The following is a 16,231-nucleotide window of genomic DNA, read 5'->3' on the forward strand; positions in this document are numbered from 1 at the left end:
CGATTTAAGTATTAGAGATTATCAAAAAAATCAACACAGAAACGAGATTGTTTACTAAATTCATAATGTTAAACGCAATCTTTTCTGTGTTAATGATAGTTATTAACTCATTTATTATTGATTTGCATAACTACTTTATTGTTGTGAATTCCTTTTTGATAATTCAGCAATAATTTGTTTATATTTATCATTCCAAAGCGGATAAAAGAAATACATAAATAGAATAGTTAAAATACTTAACGCGCCTGGATAAATGTAGATCAAGCTACGTATACCAAGTAATGCATTTTCTGATTGTATAGCATTTGGAACATAGCCGACAAAAGCTAAAACAATACCTGGAACAAATCCGGCAATGGCTTGTGATAGTTTTCTAAAGAAAGTGTAAGAAGAATAAACTAATCCTTCTGCACGAATCCCCGTTTTCCAGTCACCATATTCAACCGCATCTGAAATTAAAGCCCAATTTAAGGTGTTAATAAAAGAACTACCTTTGTTTTGATTTTAGAAATAACCAATTTCACGAACTACAAATATGGGAAGTTCCTAAATTTATAGAGCTTTATTCTGCTCCAACCTATCTGGATATTGTTGAAAAGCTCAGTTTGCGCTTTGGTCGCCAACCGCCATTACCTGAGTGGGTTTATAATGGCATTATTTTAGGATTGAAAGGCGGAGAAGAAAATACCTTTTCAAGAATGGAAAATGCAATCCAAAAAGGGGTGCCTGTTGCTGCGGTTTGGAGTGAAGATTGGGTTGGATTACGTGTTACATCATTTGGTAAACGATTATTTTGGGATTGGAAATGGAGTAAAAAACGTTATCCGCACTTAGATAAAAAAATTCAAGAACTCAGAGATCGTAATATTCGGTTTATGAGCTATCTTAATCCTTACCTTTGTAATGATGGTTCACTATTCCCTATTGCTAAGGAAAAAGGATATTTTGCCTTAGATAATAAAGGCGATGTTGCTTTAGTTGATTTTGGAGAATTTTATTGTGGTGTGGTAGATTTTACTAATCCTGAAGCTTGTGAATGGTTTAAACAAGAGATTATTCAAAAAAATTGCTTAGATCTGGGAATTTCTGGTTGGATGGCAGATTTTGGTGAATATTTACCGACAGAAAATATTTATTTAAAAAATGGTGTTGATGCTAAATTAATGCATAATGCTTGGCCAACTTTATGGGCAAAAATAAATGCGCAGGCAATAGCTGAGGCGGGTAAAACCGATGATGTAACCTTTTTTATGCGGGCAGGTTATTCTGGCGTGCAGAAATATTGTCCTTTACTTTGGGCCGGCGATCAGTCAGTTGACTTTTCGCGGCATGATGGACTTAATACGGTAATTTGTGCAGCACTATCTTCTGGATTAATGGGTAATGCTTATCATCACAGCGATATTGGTGGCTACACTAGTTTATTCAATAATCGACGTACCAAAGAGTTGTCTCGCTTCGCTCGGTTCGAATCTGGCTGAAAGATGCTTAACAAAAAAGCCCACTCAAAGAGCAGGCTTTTTTATTAGAAATTGGTCGGCGAGAGAGGATTCGAACCTCCGACCCACTGGTCCCAAACCAGTTGCGCTACCAAGCTGCGCTACTCGCCGTTTATAGTCATTTTATGTTGTACATAAAATGGGGTGGCTAATGGGATTCGAACCCACGACAACTGGAATCACAATCCAGGGCTCTACCAACTGAGCTATAGCCACCATAGAAGTAGGACGAAATATTACGCATAAAAAATAACATTGTCCAGTACATTTTTTAAAATATTTATTAATTGATTATATAAGAAGCGCTAAAAGTCTAAACTTTTAGCATTATTCAGTAAACTAGGTTTTATGTGACATAATATCAATAATTTGCTCATCAGTTACTTTCATACTATGGCTAACAATTGCGCCTAAATTATTGATTGATGTTTCAACACTATCGCTAACGATCCCTTCATTACCGGTTACTCTAATGCGACTTAATGCCATGAGTACAGCTTTTAATCCAGAAGAAACAGAAGTTGATACTTTCATTGCGCAACTATTGGAGGCGCCGTCACAAATAATGCCAGATAAATCACCTATCATACTACAAATTGCCATATCGATTGGTTCATATTGCCCCTTACCAAGTAACCATGCCATTCCAGCTGCCGATCCCATGGCAGCAGTTGATGCGGCACACAGTGCCGATAATGGTGGAAATTTGCTATGAATATAGATGGCAATAGTATGAGATAAAATCAATGCTCTTGCTAATTGTTCTTCGGTTGCGTCTATATAGTCAGCCACGACTACGACCGGCATGGTTGCGGTAATTCCTTGATTTCCCGATCCAGAGTTACTCATGGCTGGCATTGTTGCCCCGCCCATTCGCGCATCAGAGGCTGCGGTTGTTCGAATAATGACTTTGGATAAAAGATCATCTGCTAGTAAGCCAGTTTTGATTTGCTCATGTAGTGTACTTGCTATATTTAAGCCATATGCCCGTCTGAGTCCTTCTTGCGATAAAGCATCATTTAATTCTGCTGAGTGTAAAATAAAGTTAATATCTTCAAAATCAGCGTGAGAGGCAAAGTCATAGATCAATCTTATCGAGGCCTGATTGATTATGGTGTGATTATTCGATGTAGAATTACTACTTTGCTTATTTTGATAAATTACTTCGCCATTTTTGACAATCAAAATGACGTTAGTATGCGAATTTTCGATACAGACTTTGACATGATCATTATCGGTATAAATATTGGCTTCTGAATAAATTGCTTTATTGTTTTGAGCAATTTGGACACTCACTTTATGATCAGTTAACATTTTTTTGGCTAAACTGAGCTGCTCTGCGGTAATGCTTTTGAGCACTTCAAGTCCTGCATTGGCGTCACCACCCAGCGCGCCAATAGCCGCGGCAATTGGTAGCCCTACCATACCCGTTCCTGGTACAGTTACTCCCATACCGTTTTTCATTAAATTAGGTGAAACATATGCATCTATTTTTTTTATACTATTTTTATCAAGATATTTTGTTGCAATGGCGGCGGCTAATGCCAGAGATATTGGCTCAGTACAACCCAGCGCTGGCAAAACTTGCTGTTTTACCATGCTGATTAAATCTTGCCACATTACTGCTTGTTTCATGTTAGATCTCATTTTCTAATAGTAATGTTAAATAGTTAAAAATAGATGATTAATTATAATGTTAATATTTTATTATAATTCAAACAAAATTTGAATTATCCAATGATTTAATCAAGTAGCCTTAATATTAAGGTAATAAACAATAACAATGATTCACCAATAAGGTATTATTATTAATTTAACTGGCAAATTACATTTGAATGTAAGGTTAATGGTTATGGCACGATTAAATCATCGTCCACGAAAACAACTTGGATTTAAAACACCATATCAAGTCTTTTACAAACTCGATTCGCACTTAGCTTTTGAACCAGCCTTCGATTTTATACTTAAACGTATAGTTAACCTGAAACTTTTTTACAATAAATTATTTGACTTATGATTGATGTAATGATCTTTTTTAAAATTTATTGGGTATTGCGTTATAATGGCGCCAAATTTTGGCGAGTCGATAAAGATAAAAGAGAGATGGCATTAAAAATAACCAGTAAGTGTATTAATTGTGATATGTGTGAACCTGAGTGTCCAAATGAGGCTATTTCTATGGGGTTTGACACTTATGAAATAGATCCCAATAAATGTACTGAATGCGTTGGTTATTATGACCATTCAACTTGTCAACGGGTCTGCCCTATTCAAAATGCCATCATTGCCGATCCTAACCATATAGAAACACAAGAACAATTGTTAGCAAAATTTGAATTAATTAAGAAGAAGATTTAATTTATTTGGTTGATTTTACTTCGATACGAAGCTCTTTAGGAATTTCAAAAGTAATATTTTCTAAAATTCCATCGGTTTCAATCAGTGAAGTACAACCTAGACTTTTTAAGTGATCAATGACTTGTTGTACTAAAATATCAGGCGCAGATGCACCAGCTGTTACACCTACAGTATCTACATTAATTAACCATTCTTTTTTTATATCAGAGGCAAAATCAATTAAGTAAGCATTTTTACTGTTTCGTCTAGCTAGTTCAGCTAACCGATTAGAGTTAGATGAGTTTTTGGAACCAACAACAAAAATAACATCAGCTTGAAATGTTAATTGTTTAACAGCCTGTTGGCGATTAGTGGTGGCATAGCAAATATCGTTTTTACGAGGGCTTCGGATGTTAGGAAAGCGTTGTTTTAACGCAATAATAATTTCTGCAGTATCATCAACTGACAAGGTAGTTTGTGTAGTAAAGCAGAGATTATTTTCATTTTTGACCTGTAACTTATTAACATCATCAATGGATTCAACTAAATAAATACCACCTTCTGGGTTGTTATATTGCCCCATGGTACCAGCAACTTCAATATGGCCAGCATGACCAATCAAAATCACTTCTTCTCCGCGATAACTTGACCTCGCAACTTCCATATGCACTTTAGTTACTAATGGACAAGTGGCATCAAAAATACGTAATTTTCGCTGTTTTGCTTCTTCTCTGACGGCTTTAGATACACCATGAGCTGAAAAAATAAGAATGGTATTATCTGGTACTTCACTAATATTTTCGATAAAAATAGCACCTAACTCTTTTAAACGATTAACTACATAGCGATTATGTACGACTTCATGACGGACATAAACCGGTGCACCAAATAATTCTAGAGCACGTTCAACAATAGTAATGGCACGATCAACTCCAGCACAAAATCCACGGGGATTGGCTAAAATAATTTGCATATTATTTTATCTTTTTAGATTTCTTAAAATTGCTGATAATAAACAGTCCAATACCAATACAAATTGCACAATCAGCAATATTGAAAGTTGGATAATGCCAATCACCAAAATTAACATCTAAAAAATCAACCACAAAACCATGATACAGACGATCAAATAGATTGCCTAATGCCCCACCTAAAATCAGTGATAATGAAAAATTTTCTAATTTTTTTAAGCGAGGATTGCGGTATAACATATAAATGATTGCACCACTGATGATCATTGCAACTACAGCAAGCATCCAACGTTGACCCTCTAAAATACTAAACGCAGCCCCAATATTGCGTACATAAGTAATTGAGAAGAAAGGTAAAAGATTCACTGACTCGAAAAGTAAAAAATTATTTACAATAAAAAATTTACTTGTTATATCAACAATAAAAACAATGATTGCGAACAATAACCAGTAAAGTCCATTCTCTTTTTTCATATAGTGTATACTCATGATTATGTTTCCGCCGACAATAGTCGGCGGGAAAAGTGTAACATTGCTATAATAGTTTTATAGCTTTTTTATGCGTCAAGTAGCTTATTGCTATTATGCAAAGTGCCTTATTTCACCTTTGCCGTGGATATTTTCTTCACATCGTTTGCATAAATGTGTAGTTGGATCGTTATCAACAGTATAATGCCAACAACGAGGACATTTATCACCTTGCGCCTTAGCTAACTCAATTTTGAGCCCTTTTATTTCACTTTGCACTGCATTGTCTGGGGCTGTCGATAATGGTTGTACACTTGCTTGTGAAGTTAATAATACAAAGCGTAATTCGTTTTCTAATTTTGCTAAAGCTTCGCTGATGTCATCATCAGCATATAATGTAATTGATGCTTCAAGTGAGCTACCAATAACTTTATCGTTACGACCTTGTTCAAGAACTTTATTCACTTCACTGCGGATCGTTAAAATTTGTGACCAATATTCACTATTTAATGCTTGGTTTTCTGACAATGAAAACAATGATGGATACCATTCTTCCTCAAACACAAATTCTTGTTTTTGCGGTATTGGTAAATATTGCCAAATTTCATCAGCGGTGAATGATAAAATTGGTGCAATCCACCTCACCATAGCTTGAGCTATATGGTATAAGGCAGTTTGACAACTATGGCGAGCAATACTATTACTTTTAGCAGTGTACTGGCGATCTTTAATAATATCTAAATAAAATGATCCCATTTCAATTGAACAAAACTGCATAATACGTTGCACCACTTTATGGAAGTCATAATTATCATAAGCTTGGATAATTTGTTCTTGAGCCTCTTTGGCTATACTTACCGCCCAGCGATCGAGTACCACCATATCATCGGGTTGCACCATATTTTTAGCTGGATCAAAGCCATTTAAATTGGCTAGCAAAAAGCGGGCCGTATTACGAATACGACGGTAACTATCGGCAGAACGTTTAATAATTTCCTCGGAATAACTCATCTCACCAGAATAATCGGTCGAGGCAATCCATAAACGTAAAATATCAGCGCCCAGTTTATTCATCACTTCTTGCGGTGTGACGATATTACCGAGTGATTTAGACATTTTACGACCTTGTCCATCAACTACAAAGCCATGAGTTAAAACTTGTTGGTACGGTGCTTGGTTATCAATTGCCGTTGACAGCATAAGTGATGACATAAACCAGCCACGATGCTGATCTGAACCCTCTAAATACATATCGGCGCTATGGCCTTCAAATTCAGGTCTGACACCAACAACAGAAAAGAATGTTGAACCAGAATCAAACCAAACATCTAAGGTATCGGGAACTTTGCGATAATCTTCAGCGTCCGGACCTAACAGATCTTTAATATCAGCATCCCACCATGCTTGAATGCCTTTTTGTTCGACTAGCTTAGCGACTTTTTCGACTAATGCTAAGGTATCCGGATGTAGTTCCTCGGTCTCTTTATGTACAAATAGCGTCATTGGTACGCCCCATGTACGTTGACGAGAGATACACCAATCAGGACGATTAGCCACCATGGTTTCAATACGTGCTTGCCCCCAATCAGGGATCCAACGCACTTGTTTGATCTCCGCTAAAGATTGTGCTCGCAGACCTTGTTTATCCATACTAATAAACCATTGTGGGGTGGCGCGATAAATAACCGGTGTTTTATGCCGCCAACAGCATGGATAACTATGTTCGATAGTTTCAAAGTGTAATAACGTGTTATGTTCTTTTAATATTTCAACAACCACTTTATTGGCTTTAAATACAAATAATCCATCCAGACCAGCACCAGTTCCAGGTAAATAGCAGCCATTCCCACCAACCGGATTAGCAACTTCAAGTCCATATTTTAGACCAGCAATATAGTCTTCTGCACCGTGACCCGGAGCGGTATGCACAGCACCAGTACCTGCATCAACAGTAACATGTTCACCAAGAATAATTGGCTCGTCAAAATCGAAAAATGGATGTTTAAAGCGTAATAATTCTAAATCACTACCTTTGCAACTACCGAGCACTTTCCAATCACTAATACTGGCTCGTTGCATGACTGATTCAACTAAATCTGTTGCCAGAATTAAACACTCTTGATCATTAATTTGTACTAATTGATATTCGACTTCAGCATTTAAGGCAATCGCGCGGCTAGCTGGTAAAGTCCAAGGTGTAGTTGTCCAAATTACCGCATAAATAGTTAGTTCAGTTTTGACGCCAAATTTATCGGCAACAGCTTGATTATCGGTAGCCTTAAATTTAACATCAATAGCTGGAGATGATTTGTCATAATATTCAACTTCAGCTTCAGCTAAAGCTGACATACAGTCAGTACACCAATAAACAGGTTTGGCACCTTTCACCAAATGACCATTTTTAATTACTTTACCTAATGCACGAATAATATTGGCTTCAGTATCATAATTCATGGTGCGATAAGGATTTTGCCAATCACCAAGCACACCCATACGAATAAAATCAGCTTTTTGCAATTCAACTTGTGAAGCGGCATAATCACGGCAGATTTGACGAAACTCAGCGGGTGTTACTTTAACCCCTGGTTTACCCACTTGTTCTTCAACTTTTTGTTCAATTGGTAAGCCATGACAATCCCATCCTGGAATATACGGGGAGTCATAACCATTTAAGCCTTTTGATTTGATAATAATATCTTTAATGATTTTATTAACAGCATGACCAATATGCAGTTTACCGTTTGCATAAGGAGGACCATCATGCAAAATAAAGGTTTTTTTGCCCTTTTTAACTTGGCGGATTTTACGGTAAAGTTCTTTATCATACCAGTTTTGTAACATAGCTGGTTCACGTTTAGCTAGATCACCGCGCATTGGGAATCCAGTTTCCGGTAGATTCAATGTATTTTTATAGTCTGTCATGCTGATTTATTCCAGTTAATTTAGTGGATATTATATTTCAATTGGTTAATTGTGCACTGATCTGTTTTGCAGTGCAAACATCTTGTGTAATTTGTTGTTGTAATGCAACTAATGAGTCAAATTTTTTCTCGTCGCGTAATTTTTTAACAAACAATACCTCTAAATATTGCCCATAAATATTGCCGGCAAAGTCAAAAAGATTAACTTCTAAAATAGCGGTTTTACCTTGAATAGTTGGTCTTGTACCAATGTTGGCAATACCAAAGTAATATTGATTGTTGCACAAAGTTTTAACTTTAACAAAATACACGCCTTGTAGTGCTGGTTTTTTACGATGCAAGTGAATATTAGCTGTCGGAAAGCCTAATTGCCTTGCCAGGGCATTACCATGAATAACTCGACCCCAAATAGTGTAATCGCGACCTAATAGACAATGGGTTAATTGAAAGTCGCTATTTGATAATGCTTGACGTACTGCGGTACTGCTAATGCGTAAATTATCCCAAACAAATGTAGGCATACTTTCTACAGTAAATGCATCATTGTGTGCGTATTGTTGTAATAGCGTGATGTCACCTTTGCGGTTTAATCCAAATCTAAAATCATCGCCAATAATGATATATTGAGCTTGTAGTTTATTTATCAACCAATCTTGAATAAAATTATCAGCTGACATATTGGCAAAGGTTTGAGTAAATGGAATCGCAATAATATAGTCGATACCAAGTTTTTCAATAAAGACGACTTTTTCTTGAAATGAAGTGAGGCGCGAAGGCGCATTATCTTGATTAAAAAACTCTAATGGTTGCGGTTCAAATAACATAACTACAGTTGGGAGGTTTAATGCGTTACCTTTTTTAATCAAATGATGTATTAATCGCTGGTGCCCTAAATGCACCCCATCAAAATTCCCCAATGTCAGGACACATTGAGTAAATTGATTTTTCAAATTAGCAATGCCACGGATAATCTTCATGAAAACAATATTATTTTTCTTAAGTAGCCAAGAATTATACCAATCTTTCTTGAAGATGCACGCAATATAAGACGGTTTTTATGGTTTTGTATACTGCATTTTATTTCATTTGTAACTAAATATTACGTGGTTACTCAGTGCTATATTCATAGCATCTAAACCGATTGATATTTAAAACGTTTTGTTAATAGCAAACATTCACTATGGTTATTAATAATGAGTTAGAGCGCGTAAAAATTCTTGTCTGGTGCTAGGGTTAGTTTTAAATCCGCCACCTAATGCAGTGGTGGTGGTAATACTGCTGGAATCTTTCACCCCTCTTGCTTTGACACAGTAGTGAGTTGCATCAATTGAAACCGCAACATTGACAGTACCAAGTAACGTTTGCAATGCCACTAGAATTTGCTGAGTTAACCTTTCTTGCACTTGAGGTCGCTGAGAAAAAAATTCAACAATACGGTTAATTTTAGATAAACCAATTACTTTATCTTTAGGAATATAAGACACGGTCGCTTTGCCATCAATTGTCACAAAATGGTGTTCACAAACACTAGTCAAGGTAATATCACGAACGGTTATCATTTCATCAACTTGCATTTTGTTTTCAATAAGTGTGATTTTGGGGAAATTCTCGTAATAAAGTCCGGAAAAAATCTCATCAACATACATTTTAGCTACTCGATGAGGTGTTTCGGACAGGCTGTCATCACTTAAATCAAGTTCCATTAGTTTCATAATTTCGCGGAAATGAGACTCAATTTTTGCTTTACGCTCATTATTATCCATCGCTAAACGGCATGAAGGCGTTTCAAGATTTTTAGTAGCGAGAGCCATTTTTACTTTTTGTGCAGCAAGACTTAATTCTGTCATTTATCCGATACTCGAGCGAAAATAGATGTCGCATTATATAACACTCACATTGCAATATACAGTTTTACTCATGTTGCTTTACTAAAACATTAGTCAAACCTAAAACCATTGGTATAGTGGAGGATAATAACCATATTATGCTTAAATTAGGTTATAATGGAGATTATATTGAATAACGGTCAGGTAACCATAATGCCAAATAATACGCCAATTATCTTAATTGATGGATCTTCTTATCTTTATCGTGCTTTTTTTGCATGTCCTCCATTAACTAATGCCAGAGGTGAACCAACCGGCGCTATTGTTGGTGTGATCAATATGGTGCGTAGTTTACTTAACCAATACGACCCCACTCATGTTGCGGTGGTGTTTGATGCCAAAGGTGGATCTTTTCGTAATGAAATTTATAGCGAATATAAAGCCACCCGTGAGGCAATGCCTGAAAATTTACGCCCACAAATTGAACCAATTCATACTATTTTGCAGGCAATGGGCTTGCCACTGCTTTGTATTGAAGGGGTAGAAGCCGATGATGTAATCGGCACACTAGCTAGACAGGCAGAAAAAGAGAATCTGGAGGTATTAATCAGTACTGGCGATAAGGACATGGCACAGTTAGTTAGTGACAAAATCACACTGATTAATACCATGAACAACACGGTACTCGATCCAAAAGGTGTAATAGAAAAGTTTGGTGTACCCCCAGAAAAAATTATCGATTATTTGGCGTTAAGAGGGGATACCTCTGATAATATTCCAGGAGTTCCTGGCGTGGGGGAAAAAACGGCGCAAAGTTTATTAACCGAGTTTAATAGCGTTACTGATATTTATGCCAACTTAGATCAGATTGAAAAATTGTCAATTCGTGGTGCTAAATCTTTAAAACAAAAATTAATTGATAATCAGGAGAATGCTGAGCTTTCCTATTTATTAGCTACGATAAAAACTGACGTTGCACTAGATTTTACCAATGAACAATTGCTGATTAATGATATTGATGTTAAAGCCTTAGCGGAGCTATTTGCTTATTATGGTTTTCATCGTTGGCAAAAAGATCTGGCTTCAGGTTCATTTTTAAAACAGCAAAAAGGTACAGCTGAAGTTAAGGATGATTTATCTTTACATAATTTGGATAACAAATCAGCCATATCGAAAAAAGAAACTGATTACCAATGCATATTAACTAGTGAGCAGTTAGATAATTGGATAACTAAACTAACTCAAAGTCAGCAATTTGCTTTTGATACTGAAACTGATAATGTCGATCATGTTCATGCTAAATTAATCGGTATATCCTTGAGTGTTGAGCCTCATCAGGCTGCTTACATACCATTAAATCACCAATATCTAGGCGTACCACAGCAACTACCACTAGCAGAGGTATTAGCTAAATTAAAACCAATACTTGAAAATCCAACCATCAAAAAAATCGCGCAAAATGCTAAATTTGATTACAGTGTACTGGCAAATTACGGTATTAAAGTTCATGGTATTGCCTTTGATACTATGCTTGAATCTTATGTATTAAATAGTACTGAACGTCATGATATGGACAGTATGGCTAATCGTTATTTAAATCATAAAACCATTACTTATAATGAGTTAACCAAGTCTGATAAAAAACAAGTTACTATTGATGCTATTGATATTGAAAAAACCACTCAATATGCGGCCGAAGATGCTGATATTACTTTACAATTACACCATAAATTATGGCCAATACTGGACAAAGATGAAAAATTAAACAAACTCTTTACTGACATTGAAATGCCGTTGGCAATTGTATTAGCTGAAATGGAACGCACAGGTGTACTTATTGATGCAAAACAGTTAAATGCGTATTCAAATGAGCTGGCTAATAAATTAAAGGAAACTGAAGAACAATTACAATTATTGGCTGGTGAAAAATTTAATCCGGCATCGCCGAAACAAATTCAAGCAATTTTATTTGATAAGCATAACTTACCTGTGTTGAAGAAAACCCCAAAAGGTGATCCATCAACTAGCGAAGAAGTGCTTAGTGAGCTAGCTAATCAATATGTATTACCACGTATGATTCTATTTTATCGAGGATTGGCTAAACTTAAAAATACTTATACTGATAAGTTGCCATTAATGATTAGTCCACTCGATCACCGTATACACACCAATTATAACCAAATTGGTACGGTTACAGGGCGATTATCATCAAATGATCCAAATTTACAAAATATACCCGTACGTAACGAAGAGGGGCGACGGATTCGCCAAGCTTTTATTGCACCTAAAGGTTGTAAAATTATTTCAGCCGACTATTCACAAATTGAATTACGCATCATGGCACATTTATCTCAAGATAAAAGTTTGCTTACGGCTTTTGCGCATGACAAAGATATTCACCGAGTTACTGCTGGTGAGATTTTAGGTAAACCAGAATCAGAAGTAACATCTGAAGAAAGAAGACGCGCTAAAGCGGTTAACTTTGGTTTAATTTATGGCATGAGTGCTTTTGGTTTGTCAAAACAGATTAATATTGCCCGGAAAGAAGCACAATTTTATATTGACCGCTATTTTGAACGCTATCCTGGTGTACAAACTTATATGGAGCAAACTCGGCAAAAGGCTGCTGAGCAAGGCTTTGTTGAAACCTTATCAGGTCGACGATTGTATTTATCTAAAATTGCTTCAACTAACGGTATTGAACGTCGTGGCGCGGAACGAGCAGCAATTAATGCGCCAATGCAAGGTACCGCAGCTGATATTATCAAAACAGCCATGATTAGAATGAGTGAATGGATTAAAAATCAACCAACCGACACCATTAAAATGGTCATGCAGGTACACGATGAGTTAGTTTTTGAAGTAAAAGAACAATTTGTTGAGCAATATTGTGCTCAAATTAAAACTATTATGGAAAACTGTTATCAACTTTCAGTACCATTAAAAGTAGATGTTGGTGTAGGTAATAATTGGGATGAAGCCCATTAATAACACTATCTACGATTGTTATTACAAAACACAGCAGGTTATGTAACTATGCCCTTAAAATAGTACAGCAAACAAATAGGAAAATTCGCTATGATAAAAGCCAAAGAAGATTTGAATATGAAAAAATGACAGAGCACCAAATTGTATCTATTTTAAAAAACAAGTGTATCGGGTTTATTGTGAATTAAAACTTAATATCAGGATAAAGCAGAAAAAACGAAACCCACCACCAAGCCCGGAAAAGTGTTCAATAATTGGGTAGGCGCACATGGCATAACTATAGATTACGTCAATCCGGGTGGTCCTTATCAAAATGGCTATATTGAACGATTTAATTGTACTTATCGAACAGAAATATTGGCTTTATATCTTTTTAACCATCTGAAACAAGTAAGGAAAATAACTGAGGAGTGGTTAACCATTTATAATACCGAAAGACCCCATGAGGCATTAAATAATATAACACCGCTTGAATATAAAATACCTAGCGTAATTTTCTATGTGAACTGTGTACTAAGAAAGGGTATTTACACTATTTATAGCATCCTTTTACGTCAGTCTACTTAATGCACAATCTTTGTTGATAACTAGATTTTTAATTATAAATTATCCCCAAAAACTTGATTATAATAATACTATTTTCAAGTGTGCTAAGTTTAGGGGGGATTAAATATAACATATAGGAGAGGAATAAAATTAAAAAACTCATCAAGATTTGTTTCGTTTTTTTCTATTCATCTAAAAGATCGATTGCCTCGTTAGCTGCATCTTTTATATCAATATTTTTTGATTGCAAAGATATTTCAAGCCCATTTCTTAACATTTCATCATTAAAATCAGCAGCCGTTTGTGTAACCCAATATCTTACGCTATCAGGTATGGTTATATCTTCAAGAACATTTTTAATCTCGTTTTTAACATCAGTATCAGAACATTGGTAAAAGAAATCTTCTACTAGCTGATATACTCCCCATCCATCACCTTCACCGAAAGATCTTAGAAATAACTCAATTGCTTTTTTATCGGGGTTTTTAATAAAAAACTTTCTAACATCGTCATATTCATCAATAATCTCTTGAGTTAAATTGTTATCTGAAGGCATTGGTTGATGTCTTGATAGGAAATTCAAAGCATCTTCTTTAGTTGTAATAGTCATCGTTTTAAATGTTGCAAAAGCGTAAATAATCTTCTTTATAATACTAGCTAGATAATATTGCTAGAGTGCCTATAAGGTATTTTATTTAATTCAAATTTTCTTTCTTCAAATTTTTGTCTGTATGCCCCAAGTGTTGCATGATTAACTGAGCTATAACTATCTAATTCATCGTAGGCTTTACCATCATCTTCCCAATAACATAAAGGACAAATATCATAATTTCCCCGATTAGTTAACGTCAAATAACGACAACAAGGGCACATTTGCAAAATATCTTCATTTCCTACTACAGAAAAATTTTCTTTGTATAAGACGGTGAGATATTGTTGTAAATATTCATTAGAATACCCTTTTAATTTCACATCAATAAAATAATTTAATAAAAATTCTTGAATAGAATCATCATAAACGCATGAATATTCAATAGTTTTACCTTCTTCATTTAGATAATCAGCAAAAAGAATATTATCGATATCCTTTTTTGAACATTGCGCTATTTCATATATTGCTAGATGAGTTAATGCCAATTTTTTACTTATTATTTTCATTTATAAATATCATTTTTTGCTAAAAGTCTCATTACCCCCGAAAACTATCATTGAAAACATCTTTAATCGGAAAGGATAAGAAGTACTTTATGGCTTTTATCAATATAATACTACTCTTCCTCACCATCTAAAAAATGATAATGATCCATTGAAGCACTAGTAAAAGAACCAATAAATGATGGGAGTTGGTGTTTGTCTTCTTTAGGAATAAACAAATCGTGCTCAATTGCCCAATCATATACTCCTATATCAATTGGGTATTTAGTTAACACTCCTGTCAGTTTATTTTTTTTTATCCAATTTTTTGCGTTTTCTAATGAAAAAAATAATCCAGAGGGAAAACGCGCCATTGCACCATTGAATACCCATACTTCTTTCATAATATAATCTAACCCACTATTTACAAATTCTGAAATCCAAATTATTTTTTTGTGAATGTTGTCGAATAATTTGTCTTAGTTCAATTTTATTGGTTGCTTTAAACGATAAACTAATTCTACCGGAACAATAATATTTTCAGATTGATAATCATTATTGGCGATCTTTTGTTCCATCATGTATAACGCTTTTTCGGCAATTAATTTATCGTTTTGTTTAATAGACCAGATATTATTAGATAAAAAATTCAACATCAAATGCTCATCAAAAGCACCAATATTAATATGTTCAGGGATATAACCTAATCTTTGATGAAGTAAACTAATAACACCCTCGAGTATAGGTAATGATGAAGCAATAAAATTCTGTGGAATATCATTATATTTTTCAATATATTCCGAAATCATTAATTCACCATCACTTACTGAGTCGTTTTTAGCGTGACAAACGATGATTTGTTTATCATCCCCAGACTCTTTAATTGCTTGAATGTAACCTTCAATTCTCTCTTTGACAGGCGCAAGAGTATCCAAACCAGCAAAAAAGACAATAGGTTGTTTTATTTTGGTTACCATTGATTGTGTTAATAAATAACCACCCCCTTTGTTATCCGACACTACACCTGACGATGTTGCTTGGTGATGATTTCTATCCAAAAAAACGAAAGGTTTGTCCAAAGATGATAAATGCTTAGCTTCGGTATCTTTATTTGCTGGCACAATAAAAATACCATCAACATTCCTAGCCTGCAAAGAGTTTGTTAGCTTTATTTCATAATTAGGATCATTATAGGTACAGCAAATCATCAACTGGTAACCTTTTTGCCGACAACTTAATTCAAGTGATTCGGCTAAAGATGAAAAAAAAGGGTTAGATAAATTCGGAACAACTAAACCCAAAGTATCAGTTTTATTCAATTTCAGGCTTCTGGCGGTATGATTAATGACATAACCATATTTATCTACATAATCTTGTATTTTTTTTTGAGTTTTAACACTAATACGGTAATATTCTGCCTTTCCATTTAGAACCAGTCTGACTGTCGTAATCGATAAATTAAGATCAGTTGCGATTTGTTCTACAGTTTTCTTAGCCATTCCTGTTCTTTATCTTATATTTGATTATACTTGCAATTATAT

Annotated in this window: 13 protein-coding genes, 2 tRNA genes and 2 pseudogenes; 4 read left to right on the forward strand and 13 right to left on the reverse strand. The window is 35.0% G+C overall.

The genetic code is table 11. The annotated features are described in order from the left end of the window. Window positions 1-135: 135 nt before the first annotated feature. Complete coding sequence (locus Q0K76_RS13025; RefSeq protein WP_363322411.1) at window positions 136-480, reverse strand: MFS transporter; 345 nt, start codon at window positions 478-480, stop codon at window positions 136-138. 17 nt (window positions 481-497) lie between these two features. On the opposite strand from Q0K76_RS13025, the pseudogene Q0K76_RS06335 reads away from it, so the two are divergent. After that, a pseudogene (locus Q0K76_RS06335) lies at window positions 498-1,451 on the forward strand (TIM-barrel domain-containing protein); the annotation flags it as partial. Between the two features lie 82 nt (window positions 1,452-1,533). On the opposite strand, the gene Q0K76_RS06340 reads toward Q0K76_RS06335, so the two are convergent. The 3 genes from Q0K76_RS06340 to Q0K76_RS06350 all read right to left on the reverse strand — a co-directional run bounded on the left by Q0K76_RS06340 (window position 1,534) and on the right by Q0K76_RS06350 (window position 3,134). Next, window positions 1,534-1,610: transfer RNA gene (locus tag Q0K76_RS06340), tRNA-Pro, on the reverse strand. Between the two features lie 29 nt (window positions 1,611-1,639). Next, a tRNA-His gene (locus tag Q0K76_RS06345) sits at window positions 1,640-1,715 on the reverse strand. A 123-nt stretch (window positions 1,716-1,838) separates the two neighbouring features. Then, window positions 1,839-3,134, reverse strand: a complete 1,296-nt coding sequence (locus Q0K76_RS06350) for an L-serine ammonia-lyase, iron-sulfur-dependent, subunit alpha (protein ID WP_294613100.1) — start codon at window positions 3,132-3,134, stop codon at window positions 1,839-1,841. A gap of 468 nt (window positions 3,135-3,602) precedes the next feature. On the opposite strand from Q0K76_RS06350, the gene Q0K76_RS06355 reads away from it, so the two are divergent. Further along, window positions 3,603-3,857, forward strand: a complete 255-nt coding sequence (locus tag Q0K76_RS06355) for a YfhL family 4Fe-4S dicluster ferredoxin (protein WP_363322412.1) — start codon at window positions 3,603-3,605, stop codon at window positions 3,855-3,857. A 1-nt stretch (window position 3,858) separates the two neighbouring features. On the opposite strand, the gene ispH is transcribed toward Q0K76_RS06355, so the two are convergent. From ispH to folE, 5 genes are all read right to left on the reverse strand, one after another. Further along, window positions 3,859-4,809: a 4-hydroxy-3-methylbut-2-enyl diphosphate reductase gene (ispH, locus tag Q0K76_RS06360; RefSeq protein WP_294613106.1), complete on the reverse strand. Its 951-nt coding sequence runs from the start codon at window positions 4,807-4,809 to the stop codon at window positions 3,859-3,861. A 1-nt stretch (window position 4,810) separates the two neighbouring features. Then, window positions 4,811-5,296 (reverse strand): signal peptidase II, encoded by a 486-nt coding sequence (gene lspA / locus Q0K76_RS06365; RefSeq protein WP_294613109.1) that lies wholly within the window; start codon window positions 5,294-5,296, stop codon window positions 4,811-4,813. Between the two features lie 93 nt (window positions 5,297-5,389). After that, window positions 5,390-8,197: an isoleucine--tRNA ligase gene (gene ileS / locus Q0K76_RS06370; protein WP_294613112.1), complete on the reverse strand. Its 2,808-nt coding sequence runs from the start codon at window positions 8,195-8,197 to the stop codon at window positions 5,390-5,392. 37 nt (window positions 8,198-8,234) lie between these two features. Further along, window positions 8,235-9,173, reverse strand: a complete 939-nt coding sequence (ribF, locus tag Q0K76_RS06375; RefSeq protein ID WP_294613115.1) for a bifunctional riboflavin kinase/FAD synthetase — start codon at window positions 9,171-9,173, stop codon at window positions 8,235-8,237. A gap of 210 nt (window positions 9,174-9,383) precedes the next feature. After that, complete coding sequence (gene folE / locus Q0K76_RS06380) at window positions 9,384-10,043, reverse strand: GTP cyclohydrolase I FolE (protein WP_294613118.1); 660 nt, start codon at window positions 10,041-10,043, stop codon at window positions 9,384-9,386. A 192-nt stretch (window positions 10,044-10,235) separates the two neighbouring features. On the opposite strand from folE, the gene polA reads away from it, so the two are divergent. Together polA and Q0K76_RS06390 are read left to right on the forward strand one after the other, a co-directional pair. Then, window positions 10,236-13,010 (forward strand): DNA polymerase I, encoded by a 2,775-nt coding sequence (polA, locus tag Q0K76_RS06385; protein ID WP_363322413.1) that lies wholly within the window; start codon window positions 10,236-10,238, stop codon window positions 13,008-13,010. 267 nt (window positions 13,011-13,277) lie between these two features. Further along, window positions 13,278-13,577: pseudogene (locus tag Q0K76_RS06390) on the forward strand (transposase); the annotation flags it as partial. A 163-nt stretch (window positions 13,578-13,740) separates the two neighbouring features. Here Q0K76_RS06390 and Q0K76_RS06395 read toward each other — a convergent pair. From Q0K76_RS06395 to Q0K76_RS06410, 4 genes are all read right to left on the reverse strand, one after another. Then, complete coding sequence (locus tag Q0K76_RS06395; protein ID WP_363322414.1) at window positions 13,741-14,112, reverse strand: hypothetical protein; 372 nt, start codon at window positions 14,110-14,112, stop codon at window positions 13,741-13,743. 101 nt (window positions 14,113-14,213) lie between these two features. Then, the gene (locus Q0K76_RS06400) at window positions 14,214-14,714 is read right to left on the reverse strand and encodes a CPCC family cysteine-rich protein (RefSeq protein ID WP_294613130.1); all 501 of its coding nucleotides are present in this window, start codon (window positions 14,712-14,714) and stop codon (window positions 14,214-14,216) included. Between the two features lie 110 nt (window positions 14,715-14,824). After that, the gene (locus tag Q0K76_RS06405) at window positions 14,825-15,094 is read right to left on the reverse strand and encodes a hypothetical protein (protein WP_294613133.1); all 270 of its coding nucleotides are present in this window, start codon (window positions 15,092-15,094) and stop codon (window positions 14,825-14,827) included. A gap of 75 nt (window positions 15,095-15,169) precedes the next feature. Continuing rightward, window positions 15,170-16,189: a LacI family DNA-binding transcriptional regulator gene (locus Q0K76_RS06410; protein ID WP_294613136.1), complete on the reverse strand. Its 1,020-nt coding sequence runs from the start codon at window positions 16,187-16,189 to the stop codon at window positions 15,170-15,172. Between the last annotated feature and the right edge of the window lie 42 nt (window positions 16,190-16,231).

Origin of the sequence: uncultured Gilliamella sp., from assembly GCA_945271295.1 — a bacterium.
Lineage (GTDB): Bacteria > Pseudomonadota > Gammaproteobacteria > Enterobacterales > Orbaceae > Gilliamella.